This window comes from Sphingopyxis sp. OPL5, assembly GCF_003797775.2.
GTDB lineage: Bacteria > Pseudomonadota > Alphaproteobacteria > Sphingomonadales > Sphingomonadaceae > Sphingopyxis.
This window is the reverse complement of the sequence record NZ_CP060725.1, coordinates 3,421,845-3,435,380: the sequence shown is the minus strand read 5'-3', so window position 1 is coordinate 3,435,380 and position 13,536 is coordinate 3,421,845. Positions and strand designations below refer to the sequence as shown.

Genomic DNA, 13,536 nt, shown 5'->3' with positions numbered 1-13,536 from the left:
GCTTTGTCGCATCGCCGTCTCATCCCACCGCATCGCCCGCCATGTTCAGCCCAGCGAAAGCGTTGTGTCCCCATACACCGCGCTTTCGCTGACCCCGCACCCTTCCCGGAAAGGAAGATGCCGATGACCCGCTGGACCCCCAAACTCGCCCTGGCCGCCCTCCCCCTGCTCGCCATCGCCGCGCCGCTTCCGGCGCAGGCCGCCGATGTGCGCGATGCCGCCGCGACGCTGACCGATCCTGCCGAAGCTGACCGCATGGCCGACACCGTGACGATCCTCGTCGATGCGCTGATGCGCACCAACATCGGCCCGCTTGCCGAGGCGATCGCGCGCGTCGATCCGGAGTCGGACGCGGCTTACATCCCCCATGATGCAACTTTGGGCGAGGTTACGGGCAGCAACCCCGACGCCGGCCAGCGCATGGGCGACGACGTCCGCGCCACCTCGCGCATGGCGGGCCAGCTCGCGACGACCGCTGCTGCTTATGCCCCGGTTCTCAAGGATATGGCGCGCGATCTCGCGGCGCAATGGCAACGCGAACGCGACGCCGCGCGCCGCTGATCCACAGCCTGCGGCGCCGCAACGCACCATAGCCGTTGCGCGCCGCGCCCCCCTGCCGCTATGCCCACGCCATGTGGCAACTTTACCAATATCCGCTCTGCCCCTTTTCGCGCAAAATCCGCCTGCTGCTCGGTGAAAAGGGCGTCGGTTACGATCTGGTGCGCGAATCGCCATGGGAGCGCCGCGACGAATTCATCGACCTGAACCCCGCCGGGCGCACCCCGGTGATGGTCGACAATGCGCGCGGGCAAGTGCTGATCGACAGCATGGCGATCGCCGAATATTTCGAGGAGACCGTCGAGGGCAAGGCGATGATCAACGGCACCGCCGCCAATCGCGCCGAAATCCGCCGCCTCTCCGCCTGGTTCGATCAGGATTTCTATTATGAGGTCACCGGGCCGCTGCTGTTCGAACGGATGCAGAAGCGCATCGTCCACCGCCAGCCCCCCGACGGCGGCGCGCTGCGCGAGGCGATGAAGGCGGCGAACCAGCATCTCGATTATGTCGATTATCTGATCGACCACCGCACCTGGCTCGCCGGCGCGACGATGAGCCTCGCCGACCTGACCGCCGCGGCGCATATCTCGGTCGCCGACTATCTCGGCGGCATCGACTGGACCGGGCATGAGCAGACAAAGGGATGGTATTCAGGGCTGAAATCCCGGCCCTCCTTCCGCCCCCTGCTGGCGGAGCGGATGGAAATCGTGACGCCGCCAAAATACTACGAAGACGTGGACTTCTGACGCGGCGAGGAAGTCGCTGTTCCCCGGCGAAAGCCGGGCTCCATGCCATGTAGCGCTGCGCGATCCGGGCCCCGGCTTTCGCCGGGGAACACGAACTCAGCAGCTCTTATATTTCCAGTTGCGGTCCTTGCCCTCGGCGACCTGCGCGACGATCGTTTCGATGCGCTTGATGCGCGTTTCCTCGCGCTTCGCCTCAAGTACCCATTCGATATAGTCGCGGCGCTTGCCCGGCGAAAAGGCATCCCAATGCCCCTGCGCTGCGGCATTGGCCCCCAGCGCTGCGCCAAGGTCGTCGGGCAGGTCGAGCGCCGCCTTTGGCTCGGACTTGGGCCGCTTGGCCTTGCCCTCGACGCATAGCGCCGCCGCCTTGGCGATATAGGCCGCCATCACCTCGTCCGACGGCAGGTCGGCCAGCGTCGCCAGCCGCCCCATGCTCCCCATCGCACCGGTATCGCGCGGCGATCCGGTGACCTCTTCGTCGCGCCAGAAACCGAAGGTCGCATGGCCCTGGAACGCCGCCATGCCGGCGAGATTCTGGCCGTTCAGCGTGAAATGCGGCACGCCCCATTTCAACGTCTCTTCCGCGCCGGGCACGTGCGCGTGCACCAGTTCGCGCAAATGGATCAGGATCGGCTGCGCGAAAGGCTGCCGCGCGGCGATATAGGCATCGACGCGCGGGTCGCGGTTCATCCCGGCCACCGCGCGGTGACGAGGTAATTGAGCGCCTCGCTGCCGCCGAGCTTGAAGCCTTTCGCCGCCGACGGCGACAGCCCGGTCCGGTCGATGACCTCCAGCCCCGCGCCTTCCATCAGTTTCGTCAATTCCTCGGGCTTCAGGAACTGGTCCCAGTCGTGCGTACCGCGCGGCACCGCGCCGACGCGCTCGGCCGCCTCGACGAGCAGCAACTTCGACAGCATCGTCCGGTTCGGCGTCGACAGGATCATCAGCCCGCCGGGCGCAAGCCGCGCCGCGAGTTCGCCGATGAACGCCGCGGGATCGGTGACATGTTCGACGACCTCCATCGAGGTGACGAGGTCGAAGGTCGCCGCCGGCAGCGCCGCCAGTTCGCCAGCGAAGTAATTGATCGCCAGCCCCTGCCCCGCCGCATGGTCCTGCGCCGCCGCGATATTCTCGGGCGCCGCATCCACCCCCGTTACCCCGGCGCCCATCCGCGCCAATGGTTCGGCGAGCAGCCCGGCGCCGCACCCAACGTCGATCGCGCTTTTCCCGGTGAGCGGGTGCCGCTCGCGCGTGTCACCGTGCCAATGCGCGTCGATCTTGCTGCGGATATACGACAGCCGCACCGGGTTCAATTTGTGCAGCATCGCCGACGACCCATGCGGGTCCCACCAGTCGGCGGCGAGCGCCCCGAAATGCGCGGCTTCGTTCGGGTTGATCGTGGCGGTGCTCATGGCCGTTGATGTGGCACCGGGGCATCACCGGCGCAAGAAATTCTATCCGCCGTGTGCGTTGCCGGTCTTGCCTTCCCCCGCCCCCTTCCCTAACAGCCGAGCGCCGCAAAATTGTACGAATGTTGCGGTGGAAACCAGTTTCTTGAAAGCGGGGCGAGATGGCGCGGATCGTGATGAAATTCGGGGGCACGTCGATGGCGGGCACCGAACGAATTCGCACCGTGGCGAAGCTCGTCGCACGCGAAGTCGCCAACGGCAACGAGGTCGCCGTCGTCGTTTCCGCCATGGCCGGCGAAACCGACCGCCTCGTCAATTTCTGCCGCGAGGCGAACCCGCGCTACGACCCTGCCGAATATGACGTCGTCGTCGCCGCAGGCGAACAGGTGACCTCGGGCCTGCTCGCACTGACGCTGCAGGCGATGGGCACCCCGGCGCGCAGCTGGCTCGGCTGGCAACTGCCGATCCGCACCGAGGAAGCGCATGCCCGCGCGCGCATCATCGATATCGACACCGGCGCACTCGGCGCCGCGATGGCGCGCGGCGAGGTCGCGGTGATCCCGGGCTTCCAGGGCATGATGGACGACGGCCGCATCTCGACGCTCGGCCGTGGTGGCTCGGACACCAGCGCGGTCGCGGTCGCCGCGGCGCTCAAGGCCGACCGCTGCGACATCTACACCGACGTCGACGGTGTCTACACCACCGACCCGCGCATCGTCGCGCGCGCCCGCAAGCTCGATTATGTGACATACGAGGAAATGCTCGAACTCGCGAGCGTCGGCGCGAAAGTGCTCCAGACGCGCTCAGTCGGGCTCGCGATGAAGATGGGCGTGCGCGTGCAGGTGCTGTCGAGCTTCGTCGAAGGCGACGAAGCGCCCAAAAAAGGCACGATGATCGTCAGCGACCAGGAAATAGAGGAACATCAGATGGAACGGCAGCTGATCACCGGCATCGCCCACGACAAGAATGAAGCGAAGATCATCGTCACCCGCGTGCCCGACAAGCCGGGCGCGGTCGCCAACATCTTCGGCCCGCTCGCCGCCGCCGGGATCAACGTCGACATGATCATCCAGAACGTCGGCCGCGAAAAGGGCGAAACCGACGTGACCTTCACCGTTCCGGGTACCGACCTCATCCGCTCGATCGACCTGCTCGAAGCGTCGAAGGACAAGATCGGCTTCAACCGCATCATCAGCGACGACAAGGTGGCGAAGATCAGCGTCGTCGGCGTCGGCATGAAGAGCCATGCGGGCGTCGCCAGCACGATGTTCCGTGCGCTCGCCGATCGCGGCATCAACATCCAGGCGATCTCGACCAGCGAGATCAAGGTCAGCGTGCTGATCGACGAGGACGAAACCGAACTCGCGGTGCGCGTGCTGCACACCGCCTACGGGCTCGACGCCGACTAAGCCCTATTCGGCCGCCAACGGCTGCAACTCGCCGCCCGTGCGGCGGCGCAGCCGCGCCTGGCCGATGACATGCACCACCGCGATGTGGCCCGCGAACAGGGTGAATTTCGACGCCAGCGGGAATATCCCGATGAAGAGCGGCCACCAGGCGGTGAAGAACACCGCAATGACCAGGTTGAGGCCCGCGCTCGCGAACATCAGCGCCGCCCAGATCATCCCGAACCGGTCCATGACATCGCCGACCAGCGCCAGCTGTTCGGGCAGGATATAGCGGTTGAGCCAGCCGCGGCGCAGCATCACCGTCCCGACGACCAGATAGACGATGGTGGGCTTTGCCATCACGAAACGCGGGTCGCCGGTGAAGAGCGTCACCGCAGCGGTGAGGAGCACCGACGCGAGGCTGATCCACTGCAGCGCCGCGACCTTCCTGCCGCGCGCCAGCTCGTAACCGACCACCGCAAGCGCCACGATGGTGCCCGCGATCGTCGCAATCACGATATCCGCGCCAGCGACAAGCAGCACTGCAAAGACAAGCACGCCGAGCGAGTCGAACAGCATCGGTCCGAGAGCGTATAGCAAGGTTTTCATCCGCCAGTCCTTTTCGCCTCAATATTTCCACTGTCAATATTGAGGCGGCGGCGCCCGCAAGTCAAGCATAAATTGACAGCGTCAACATTGACGCGCTAATCGGTTCCGATGACCAAGCCCTATCATCACGGCGATCTTCGCACGGCATTGCTGACCGCGGCCGAGGAAATCGTGAACCGCGACGGCGTCGCCGGTCTCACCCTGCGCGGGGTCGCACGCGAGGTCGGTGCCTCGCACGCCGCTCCCAAAAATCATTTCGACGATCTGACCGGCCTGCTCAGCGAACTCGCGGCGATCGGCTTCACGCGCTTCGCCGATCGCATGCAGGCCGCCGCCGCCGCGCAAACCGCGCCCGCCGACAAGCTCAACGCGATCGGCCGCGCCTATGTCGAATTCGCGCTCGCCGAGCCCGGCCTGTTCCAGCTGATGTTCCGCGGCGAACGCCTCGACAAATCGCGCCCGGCGCTGAACGCCGCGATGGAGCGCGCCTTCGGCACGCTGACCGGATCGGTCGCCGCCACCCATGAAGGCGACCCCGACGTCGCGCGCGCCACCCGCGCCCATGCGGCGCGGGCGTGGAGCATGGTCCATGGCTATGCGATCCTGCTCCTCGACGACCGGCTCAACCCGCTGCTCGACGCGGGCGCCCCGCGCGACGATGCGCTCGCATTGCTCGACGACATGCTGAAGGGCTGAGGCCGGCCTTGCGCGGGCCCGGCATCCGGCGCATGCTCGCCCGCAGAGGCGGTGCACTCGCTTCCGTCGACGGAGGGGCAAGGGCGATGAGATTTCCCGGCAGTTTCTTGGCGGCCTTGGCGCTCACGCTGACCGCCGTTCCCGCAGCCGCGCAGGTTCCACCCTTTCCGGCCGCCTTCACGACGCAGGAGATCGCGGCCAATGGCACGACGCTGCATGTCCGCGTCGGCGGCAAGGGACCCGCGGTCGTCCTGCTCCACGGCTATGGCGAGACGGGCGACATGTGGGCGCCGCTCGCCGCCGCGCTGATGCAGGATCATACCGTCGTCGTTCCCGACCTGCGCGGCATGGGGCTGTCGGCGCATCCCGACGGCGGTTATGACAAGGCGACGCAGGGCCGCGATATCGCCGCCGTGCTCGACAGCCTCAAGATCGGCAAGTTCGCGCTGGTCACCCACGACATCGGCAACATGGTCGGCTTCGCGCTCGCGACGCAGCAGCCCGATCGCGTCACCCGCTTCGCCTTGCTCGACGCGCCGGTTCCCGGGGTCGGACCGTGGGACGAGATATTGAGGAACCCGCTGCTCTGGCATTTCCGCTTTGGCGGCCCCGACATGGAACGGCTCGTAGCCGGGCGCGAGCGCATCTATCTCGACCGCTTCTGGAACGAGTTTTCGGCCGATCCCAAACGCTTCGACGAAGCCTCGCGCGACCATTATGCCAGGCTCTATGCGCTGCCCGGCGGCATGCATTCGGGGTTCGCGCAGTTCGCCGCCTTCGATCAGGACGCCATCGACAACCGCGCCTGGCTCGCCAAGGGCCAGAAACTGACGATGCCGGTGCTGGGGATCGGCGGCGCCAAATCCTTCGGCCCGACGATGGCGCTCGTTATGCGCTTCGCCGCGACCGACGTCAGCGAAGGCGTCATCCCCGACGCCGGGCACTGGTTGATGGAAGAACAGCCCGACGCGACCGTGAAGATGGTCGCCGCCTTCCTGAACGCCCCCTAGCGCAGCCGCACCGTCGCGGTGACCGACAGGCCGGGGCGCAATTGCGCCAGCGCCGCCTGTCCCGGATCGAGCCGGATCCGTACCCCGACACGCTGAACGATCTTGGTGAAATTGCCCGATCCGGGCTCGAACGGCAGCAAAGTGAACTCGCTCGCCGAACCGGGCGCGAGGCTTTCGACGGTACCGGTCAGCGGATCGCCGCCGAGCGCATCGACATGCACTTCGGCCTTCTGCCCGGACCGCATTTCGCGCGTCTGGGTCTCCTTGAAATTGGCGACGACATAGAGCGACCGCGTCGGCACGAGGGTCAGCAGCCGCGAGCCCGGCTGGACATAGTCGCCGACCTGCACCTGGCGGTTGCCGACCACCCCGGCGATCGGCGCGCGGACCAAGGCATGCCCCTGATCCTGCCGCGCCAGCGCCAGCGCGGCGCGGGCCTTTAGCGCTGCCGCCTCGGCCGCCTGGATCTGCGCGAGCAGCACCGGGCGCCGCGCCCTGGTCACCGCCGCCTGTTCGTAGCTGGTGCCGAGGTCGGCGCGCGAGCGCTGCGCCGCCGATGCCGCGCCGACCGCGGTCGCGCGCACCTGGTCGGCATCGCGCCGCGTGACGAAGCCGTCGACGAGCAGACTGTCGTATCGCTTGAGGTCGGCCGACGCCCGCACGGACTCGGCGTCGGCGGCGGCGATCTGCGTGCCCACCGCCCGGATCTGCGCCGCCGCAAGCCGTTCATCGGCACCGAGCGCGGCCAGCGCCGCGCGCGCCGTCGCGACCTGTGCATCGGCGTCGGCGACCGCGGCGACCGCCGCCTGCAGCCGCGCGTCATAATCCTCCGCGTCGATGCGGACGAGCGGATCGCCCGTCTTCACCGCCTGATTGTCGCGCACCAGCACCGCCGCAACCAGCCCGCCGACCTTCGGCGCCACCGTGCTCGAATCGGCCTGCAGATAGGCGTTGTCGGTCGATTCCGCGGTGCGCGGCGCGGTCAGCCACCAGATGCCCGCGGCGGCAACCAGCAGCGCGATCAGGCCGACCTTCCACGCCTTTGCCGGAAAGGTGAAACGCCTCGCGACAGGCGCTTCGGCCTCGATCACCGTCGGCGCGTTCATGGCGTGATCACCAGTAGGGTCGACGTCGCCGTGGCATAGAGCCGCCCCTCCGCATCGGTTAGCTTCGCCTCGACATAAGCGACGCGGCGACCGATCGAGATCACCCGCCCCTCGGCGCGCACCGTGCCGGTCTTGTCGGTCATCGCCTTCAGATAACTGGTCTTGAGTTCGAGCGTCGTCATCGCCTGATCGTCGGCGAGCCTGGTCACCACCGCGATGCCGCAGGCCGAGTCGAGCAGGGTCGCAGCATAGCCGCCATGGACCGTTCCCATCGGATTATAATGTTCGGGTCCCGGCACCCCCTCGAACGCCGCCCAACCCTCGCCCGCATCGACGAGCTGGAACCCCAGCGTATGACCGATCGGCGGGCGCCCGCCCGCGGCGATCAGCCCCTGCACCTTGGCGAGCGTCATGACGCGGCCTCCAGTCCATAGCGCGCAACAATCGCGGCATGGGTGTCGGCCAGCAGCGCATCGGAGAGCGCGGGATCGCCGACCGCGCGCGCCAGCGCGACCCCGCCGACCAACTGCGCGAGCAGCGCATGCGATTCCGCCTCGGCATCGGTGCAACCGAGCGTCGCCAGCGGCACGGCAAGCCGCGAAGCAATGCCGACCACCCCGGCGCCGAACCGATCGCGCGTCGCGGGTTCGGACCGCGCGAAATCGCCCGACAGCGTCGGCAGTGGACACCCCCGATCGCGGCTATCGCGATGCGCGGGGGAGAGGTAGAAATCGACATAGGCGCGCAACACGGCTTTCGGATCGCCGGCGGCATCGATCCGCTCGGTCCGCGCCCGCGCATCGGCGAACATCGTCCCGATCGCCTCGCCGACCAGCGCGTCCTTCGATGGGAAATGGGCATAAAAGCCGCCGTGGGTCAGTCCCGCGCGCGCCATGATGCCCGCGACCGCGACATTGTCGGGACCCTTGGCGCGAATTTCCTTCGCCGCTTCCTTCAACACCCGTTCGCGCGTTTCGGCGCGATGCCCACTCGAATAGCGCACTTGCGATCTCCTTTATATGATGCATATAATATAAAGGCAGCAGGACACAAGCCCGATGGCATCGATTCCCCTCTCCGCCGGGTCAGGCCCCGCTCCCGCCGACACGCCGTTCAACCCGGCGGCGATGCCCAATGCGCGCAAATATCTGATCTTCGCGGTGATGGCGTTCGGCCAGTTCATGGCGCTGATCGACATCCAGATCGTCGCCGCCTCATTGAACGAGGTCCAGGCGGGCCTCAGCGCCGGCCCCGACGAGATCAGCTGGGTGCAGACCGCCTATCTGATGGCCGAGTTGGTGATGATCCCCTTCGCGGCCTTCCTCGCGCAGGCGATGTCGACGCGCTGGCTGTTCGCGGCGTCGGCGGGGCTGTTCACCATCGCCAGCATGGCGTGCGGGCTCGCCTGGAACATCGAATCGATGATCCTGTTCCGCGCGATCCAGGGCTTTGTCGGCGGCGCGATGGTGCCGACGGTGTTCGCCACCGGCTATATGCTGTTCGAGGGCAAGCAGCGCGCGATGATCCCCGCGATCCTCGGCATGGTGTCGGTGCTCGCGCCCACGCTCGGCCCGACGGTCGGCGGCTGGATCACCGACGCGCTGGGATGGCGCTGGGTGTTCTTCATCAATGTCGCGCCGGGGATCGCGGTCACGATCGCGATCCTCGCCTTGGTACGCGTCGACAAGGCGGATTGGTCGATGCTGCGCCGGATCGACTGGGTGCATCTGGGGTCGATGGCGGTTTTCCTCGCCGGCCTCGAATATGTGCTCGAGGAAGGGCCGAAGCACGACTGGTTCAGCGAGCCGTCGATCGCGATCGCCGCCTGGCTGTCGCTCGTCGCCTTCGCGCTGTTCCTCGAACGCTCCTTCCGCTCCGATGGACCGATCGTCAAACTCACGCCCTTCCGCAAGCCGACTTTCGCCTTTGCCTGCGTCTTCAACCTCGTGATCGGTTTCGGCCTCTATGCCGGCACCTATCTCGTCCCGATCTTCCTCGGCCGGGTGCGCGGCTATAATGCCGCCGAAATCGGGACGACGGTGTTCGTCTCAGGGCTGGCGCAATTGCTCGGCGTGCCGATCGCCACCGCGCTGTCGCAGCGCGTCGACCCGCGCATCATCATCACCTTCGGACTCAGCCTGTTCGCGCTCGGGCTATGGATGTTCAGCTTCATGACCCCCGACTGGGGTTTCGCCGCGCTGTTCTGGCCGCAGGTCGTGCGCAGCTTCGCGATCATGCTGTGCATCGTCCCCTCGGTCGGCCTCGCGCTCGGCAATTTCGAGGGCGCCGAACTGCGCTACGCCTCGGGCCTGTTCAACCTGATGCGCAATCTCGGCGGCGCCATCGGCATCGCCCTCGTCAACACCTGGCTCGGCGACAATGCGCGCCTCCACGCGCTGCGCATTTCGGAAGCGCTCGGCCAGTCGGCGCAGGGCGCGCAGCAAGCGGCCGCACAATTGACCCACTATATCGGGACCTGGGTGTCGGACCCGCAGCAGGCCGCGCTGATGGCCGACGCGACAATGGCCCGGCTCGTCGGCCGCCACGCGCTGACGCTGGCGTTCGACGATGTCTTCCGCCTGATGTCCTATATCTTCCTCGCGGCGCTGGTCATGGTCCCCTTCTGCAAACCGCCGCCGATGGGAGGTCCGGCGCCGACGGATGCGCACTAGGGTGGAGACCGGCCACAAAAATCCTCCCTGTGGCGCAGCCATGGGGAGGGGGACCGTCCGCGAAGCGGATGGTGGAGGGGCCAGCAACCTCAGTGTCATCGCCCCTCCGTCAGCGCTTCGCGCTGCCACCTCCCCATCGCTTCGCGACAGGGAGGAATGAAATGGCCGGTACCGACCGAAACAAGACGTCGCCCCCGCGAAGGCGGGGGCCGCTGTCGGTTTACGCAGCGATACGGAAATAGGCCGTTAGCGGCCCCCGCCTTCGCGGGGGCGACGGTTTAAAGAACGTCCGTTTCCACCCCAAACCAGTCCTCCAGTCCCCCACCCAAAAAACTTCTTTCCTAAAATATCCCACTATGTTCCAAACTGGCAGATGGAACAGACCGACTCACCCGCCGCGCTCCTCGCCGGCACCTGCCTCGCCTTCGCAGCCGTCCCCGCGCAGCGCCATCGCGCCGACGGCTGGACGCCCGAAACCCAGGCCAATTTCATCCGCGCGCTCGAAGCGATGGGTTCGGTGGGCAAGGCGGCACGCGCCGTCGGCATGGGCCGGGCGTCCGCCTATCGCCTCCGCGAACGGGCGGAGGCGGCAAGCTTCGCCGCCGCGTGGGACCGCGCCATCGTGATGGGCCGCACGCACCAGTTCAGCATCGCGATGGACCGCGCGCTCAACGGCGTCACGACGGTCCGCGTCCTCAAGGGCGGAGCCATCGACGTCAGCGGCGGTCCCGACATGGCGGTCGTCCACGCCGTACTGCGTGACGAAGGCTTCGCTAAAGCGACAAAGGAGACATTTTGAACGCGTGCATGCGTATCCTTTGTCGCTTTAAGCCAAAAGAAAACCCGCCCCCCGGGTCGATATCCCCGGGGGCGGGTTCCTGCGACCCGTCGCTATTACCGATCAGGCAAGGTCGAAGCGGTCGGCGTTCATCACCTTGGTCCAGGCCTTGACGAAGTCCTTCACGAACTTCTCCTCATGGCCGGTCTCGGCATAGACCTCGGCAACCGCGCGCAGTTCGGAGTTGGAACCGAACACCAGGTCGGCGCGGGTGGCGCGCCAGGTTTCGCCGCCGCTCTTGCGGTCGGTCGCGACATATTCCTCGTCGCCCGATCCATCGACGGCCTTCCACACATTGGTCATGTCGAGCAGGTTGACGAAATAGTCGTTGGTCAACTGGCCCGAACGCTTGGTGAAATGGCCATGACCGCGATCGCCGTGATTGGCGCCAAGGACGCGCAGGCCACCGACCAGCACGGTCATTTCGGGAACCGACAGACCCAGCAAGGACGCCCGGTCGAGCATCATTTCCTCGGTCTTCACCGCCAGCTTCTTCTTGCCGAGATAGTTGCGGAAGGCGTCGGCCTCGGGCTCCATCACCGCGAAGCTGTCGGCGTCGGTCTGTTCGGCGCTCGCATCGCCGCGACCGCCCGTGAAGGGCACCGTCACGCCGAAGCCCGCATCCTTGATCGCCTTTTCCAGGCCGACCACGCCGCCCAGCACGATCGTGTCGGCCAGCGACAGATTGCCGCGCAGGCCGTCGAGCGTGCCCAGCACCTTGCCGAGGATCGCCGGTTCATTGACCTCCCAGTCCTTTTGCGGCGCCAGCCGCACGCGCGCGCCATTGGCGCCGCCGCGGAAGTCCGACTTGCGATAGGTGCTCGCCGAGGCCCACGCCGCCTTGACCAGTTCGCTGACGGTCAGGCCGCTGGCGGCGATCTTGTCCTTCACCGCCTTGACGTCGGCGTCGGAGGGTGCAGCGCCGGCAGGGATCGGATCCTGCCAGATCAGGTCTTCGGCGGGCACTTCGGGGCCGAGGTAGCGGACCTTGGGCCCCATGTCGCGGTGGGTCAGCTTGAACCATGCACGAGCGAAGGCGTCCTTGAACGCGTCATGGTCGTTACGGAATTTCTCGCTGATCACGCGGAACTCGGGGTCGACCTTCAGCGCCATGTCGGCGGTGGTCATCATCGTCGGAACCTTGATGTTCGGGTCCCAGGCGGCGGGGGCCTTGTCCTCTTCCTTCTGGTTCACCGGCTGCCACTGCTGCGCACCGGCGGGCGAGTGGACCAGCTCATAATCATAGTCGAGCAGCAGGCGGAAATAGTTCTCGGACCACTCGGTCGGGGTGTTGACCCACGCGCCTTCGATGCCGCTGGTCACGGCATGCTGGCCGATGCCGCCGCTGTCGTGGCTGCTGACCCAGCCGAAGCCCTGCGCCGCCAGGTCGCCGCCCGAAGGCGCCGCGCCGAGCAGCGAGGCATCGCCATTGCCATGCGCCTTGCCGAACGTGTGGCCGCCCGCGGTCAGTGCGACGGTTTCCTCATGGTCCATCGCCATGCGCTCGAAGGTTTCCTTGATGTCGCGCGCCGACAGCAGCGGATCGGGGTTGCCGCCCGGACCTTCGGGATTGACGTAGATCAGACCCATCTGGATCGCGGCGAGCGGCCCTTCGATCGCTTCCAGGCCCTTGTCGGGGTCGATGCGCGTCTGCACACCTTCATTGACCCATTTGTCCTCCGAACCCCAATAAATGTCGCGCTCGGGCTCGAACACATCGGCACGGCCGCCGCCGAAACCGAAGACCGGGCCGCCCATGCTTTCGATCGCGACATTGCCGGTCAGGATGAACAAGTCGGCCCAGCTGATCTTGTTGCCGTACTTCTGCTTGATCGGCCACAACAGGCGCCGGGCCTTATCGAGATTGCCGTTGTCGGGCCAGCTGTCGAGCGGCGCGAAACGCTGTTGCCCGCTGTTGGCGCCGCCGCGCCCGTCGGCGGTGCGGTAGGTGCCCGCGGCGTGCCAGGCCATGCGAATGAAGAAGGGACCGTAATGGCCATAGTCCGCCGGCCACCAGGGCTGGCTGTCGGTCATCAGCGCGGTCAGGTCATTCTTCAGCGCCCGATAGTCGAGCAACGCGAACGCCTTCGAATAGTCGAAATCGTCGCCAAGCGGGTTCGACGAGCCGTTGGGGGTAAGGATCTCGGTCGCCAGCATATCCGGCCACCAATCCTTGTTGGTGCGGCCGAGCAGCGCGCGAACGCCGCCGGGCTGGTGAACCGGGCAACCGCTGCCGATGGGGGTCTGGTCGTTCATGCAGTCTCTCCTTTGGGGTTTTTTGTTTGCTGATCGTGGCGGCGGGCGATGACCGGCGCATGACGCGCCGACGCGAAGGTCGCGGGACAGGCTTCGACAGGGGCTGGCCGCGAGTCGATGGGGTCATCCTTTCGCCTTGGGATGGAAAGGATAGGCGGCACCCCTCCATCGACATAACCGAATAAGCTGAATTCAGTCATTGAACGAACCGATCACAGCGTCGCGGGTTGCGGCAAGGAAATGACGTT

Annotated in this window: 14 protein-coding genes; 7 read left to right on the top strand and 7 right to left on the bottom strand. The window is 66.6% G+C overall.

The annotated features are described in order from the left end of the window. Positions 1–123: 123 nt before the first annotated feature. Entirely contained in the window at positions 124–561 is a 438-nt protein-coding gene (locus EEB18_RS16575; RefSeq protein WP_187140241.1) for a hypothetical protein, read from the top strand. Positions 562–632: 71 nt separating this feature from the next. Further along, the gene (locus tag EEB18_RS16570; RefSeq protein WP_187140240.1) at positions 633–1,304 is read left to right on the top strand and encodes a glutathione S-transferase family protein; all 672 of its coding nucleotides are present in this window, start codon (positions 633–635) and stop codon (positions 1,302–1,304) included. A 96-nt stretch (positions 1,305–1,400) separates the two neighbouring features. Here the strand turns inward: EEB18_RS16570 and EEB18_RS16565 are convergent, their stop codons facing one another. Both EEB18_RS16565 and ubiG read right to left on the bottom strand, forming a co-directional pair. After that, entirely contained in the window at positions 1,401–1,994 is a 594-nt protein-coding gene (locus EEB18_RS16565; protein ID WP_187140239.1) for a YdeI/OmpD-associated family protein, read from the bottom strand. Next, positions 1,991–2,716, bottom strand: coding sequence for a bifunctional 2-polyprenyl-6-hydroxyphenol methylase/3-demethylubiquinol 3-O-methyltransferase UbiG (gene ubiG, locus EEB18_RS16560; protein WP_187140238.1), 726 nt, complete (start codon positions 2,714–2,716; stop codon positions 1,991–1,993). Before ubiG ends, EEB18_RS16565 begins: the two co-directional genes overlap by 4 nt. Positions 2,717–2,874: 158 nt before the next feature. Here ubiG and EEB18_RS16555 point away from each other — a divergent pair, with 158 nt between their 5' ends. Further along, positions 2,875–4,122 carry an aspartate kinase gene (locus EEB18_RS16555; protein ID WP_187140237.1) on the top strand — a complete coding sequence of 416 codons (1,248 nt, stop codon included), beginning with the start codon at positions 2,875–2,877 and terminating at the stop codon, positions 4,120–4,122. 3 nt (positions 4,123–4,125) lie between these two features. Here EEB18_RS16555 and EEB18_RS16550 read toward each other — a convergent pair whose 3' ends face one another. Beyond that, on the bottom strand, positions 4,126–4,710 hold the full coding sequence (locus EEB18_RS16550; protein ID WP_187140236.1) for an inner membrane-spanning protein YciB: 585 nt from the start codon (positions 4,708–4,710) through the stop codon (positions 4,126–4,128). A gap of 108 nt (positions 4,711–4,818) precedes the next feature. On the opposite strand from EEB18_RS16550, the gene EEB18_RS16545 reads away from it, so the two are divergent. Next, complete coding sequence (locus EEB18_RS16545) at positions 4,819–5,406, top strand: TetR/AcrR family transcriptional regulator (protein WP_187140235.1); 588 nt, start codon at positions 4,819–4,821, stop codon at positions 5,404–5,406. A gap of 86 nt (positions 5,407–5,492) precedes the next feature. Continuing rightward, positions 5,493–6,416 carry an alpha/beta fold hydrolase gene (locus tag EEB18_RS16540; protein ID WP_187140234.1) on the top strand — a complete coding sequence of 308 codons (924 nt, stop codon included), beginning with the start codon at positions 5,493–5,495 and terminating at the stop codon, positions 6,414–6,416. On the opposite strand, the gene EEB18_RS16535 is transcribed toward EEB18_RS16540, so the two are convergent. Genes EEB18_RS16535 through EEB18_RS16525 form a run of 3 tightly spaced genes read right to left on the bottom strand, consistent with a single transcriptional unit; the run spans position 6,413 to position 8,525 of the window. Next, positions 6,413–7,522: an HlyD family secretion protein gene (locus tag EEB18_RS16535; protein ID WP_187140233.1), complete on the bottom strand. Its 1,110-nt coding sequence runs from the start codon at positions 7,520–7,522 to the stop codon at positions 6,413–6,415. The genes EEB18_RS16540 and EEB18_RS16535 overlap by 4 nt on opposite strands. Continuing rightward, complete coding sequence (locus EEB18_RS16530) at positions 7,519–7,935, bottom strand: PaaI family thioesterase (protein WP_187140232.1); 417 nt, start codon at positions 7,933–7,935, stop codon at positions 7,519–7,521. The genes EEB18_RS16535 and EEB18_RS16530 overlap by 4 nt, the downstream gene beginning before the upstream one ends. Continuing rightward, positions 7,932–8,525 carry a TetR/AcrR family transcriptional regulator gene (locus EEB18_RS16525; protein ID WP_187140231.1) on the bottom strand — a complete coding sequence of 198 codons (594 nt, stop codon included), beginning with the start codon at positions 8,523–8,525 and terminating at the stop codon, positions 7,932–7,934. The genes EEB18_RS16530 and EEB18_RS16525 overlap by 4 nt, the downstream gene beginning before the upstream one ends. Before the next feature lie 55 nt (positions 8,526–8,580). On the opposite strand from EEB18_RS16525, the gene EEB18_RS16520 reads away from it, so the two are divergent. After that, on the top strand, positions 8,581–10,194 hold the full coding sequence (locus EEB18_RS16520; protein ID WP_222943109.1) for a DHA2 family efflux MFS transporter permease subunit: 1,614 nt from the start codon (positions 8,581–8,583) through the stop codon (positions 10,192–10,194). 373 nt (positions 10,195–10,567) lie between these two features. Beyond that, positions 10,568–10,993 carry a hypothetical protein gene (locus tag EEB18_RS16515; RefSeq protein ID WP_187140230.1) on the top strand — a complete coding sequence of 142 codons (426 nt, stop codon included), beginning with the start codon at positions 10,568–10,570 and terminating at the stop codon, positions 10,991–10,993. 102 nt (positions 10,994–11,095) lie between these two features. Here the strand turns inward: EEB18_RS16515 and katG are convergent, their stop codons facing one another. Further along, positions 11,096–13,288 (bottom strand): catalase/peroxidase HPI, encoded by a 2,193-nt coding sequence (gene katG, locus EEB18_RS16510; protein WP_187140229.1) that lies wholly within the window; start codon positions 13,286–13,288, stop codon positions 11,096–11,098. Positions 13,289–13,536 lie beyond the last annotated feature (248 nt).

What these genes read in the sequence shown, in the direction of transcription:
- katG (WP_187140229.1), bottom strand. Translation starts at nt 13,288, where the DNA reads ATGAACGACCAGACCCCCATCGGCAGCGGTTGCCCGGTTCACCAGCCC.
- EEB18_RS16575 (WP_187140241.1), top strand. Translation starts at nt 124, where the DNA reads ATGACCCGCTGGACCCCCAAACTCGCCCTGGCCGCCCTCCCCCTGCTC.
- EEB18_RS16545 (WP_187140235.1), top strand. Translation starts at nt 4,819, where the DNA reads ATGACCAAGCCCTATCATCACGGCGATCTTCGCACGGCATTGCTGACC.
- EEB18_RS16555 (WP_187140237.1), top strand. Translation starts at nt 2,875, where the DNA reads ATGGCGCGGATCGTGATGAAATTCGGGGGCACGTCGATGGCGGGCACC.
- EEB18_RS16515 (WP_187140230.1), top strand. Translation starts at nt 10,568, where the DNA reads ATGGAACAGACCGACTCACCCGCCGCGCTCCTCGCCGGCACCTGCCTC.
- EEB18_RS16535 (WP_187140233.1), bottom strand. Translation starts at nt 7,522, where the DNA reads ATGAACGCGCCGACGGTGATCGAGGCCGAAGCGCCTGTCGCGAGGCGT.
- EEB18_RS16565 (WP_187140239.1), bottom strand. Translation starts at nt 1,994, where the DNA reads ATGAACCGCGACCCGCGCGTCGATGCCTATATCGCCGCGCGGCAGCCT.
- EEB18_RS16570 (WP_187140240.1), top strand. Translation starts at nt 633, where the DNA reads ATGTGGCAACTTTACCAATATCCGCTCTGCCCCTTTTCGCGCAAAATC.
- EEB18_RS16520 (WP_222943109.1), top strand. Translation starts at nt 8,581, where the DNA reads ATGGCATCGATTCCCCTCTCCGCCGGGTCAGGCCCCGCTCCCGCCGAC.
- EEB18_RS16540 (WP_187140234.1), top strand. Translation starts at nt 5,493, where the DNA reads ATGAGATTTCCCGGCAGTTTCTTGGCGGCCTTGGCGCTCACGCTGACC.
- EEB18_RS16530 (WP_187140232.1), bottom strand. Translation starts at nt 7,935, where the DNA reads ATGACGCTCGCCAAGGTGCAGGGGCTGATCGCCGCGGGCGGGCGCCCG.
- ubiG (WP_187140238.1), bottom strand. Translation starts at nt 2,716, where the DNA reads ATGAGCACCGCCACGATCAACCCGAACGAAGCCGCGCATTTCGGGGCG.
- EEB18_RS16550 (WP_187140236.1), bottom strand. Translation starts at nt 4,710, where the DNA reads ATGAAAACCTTGCTATACGCTCTCGGACCGATGCTGTTCGACTCGCTC.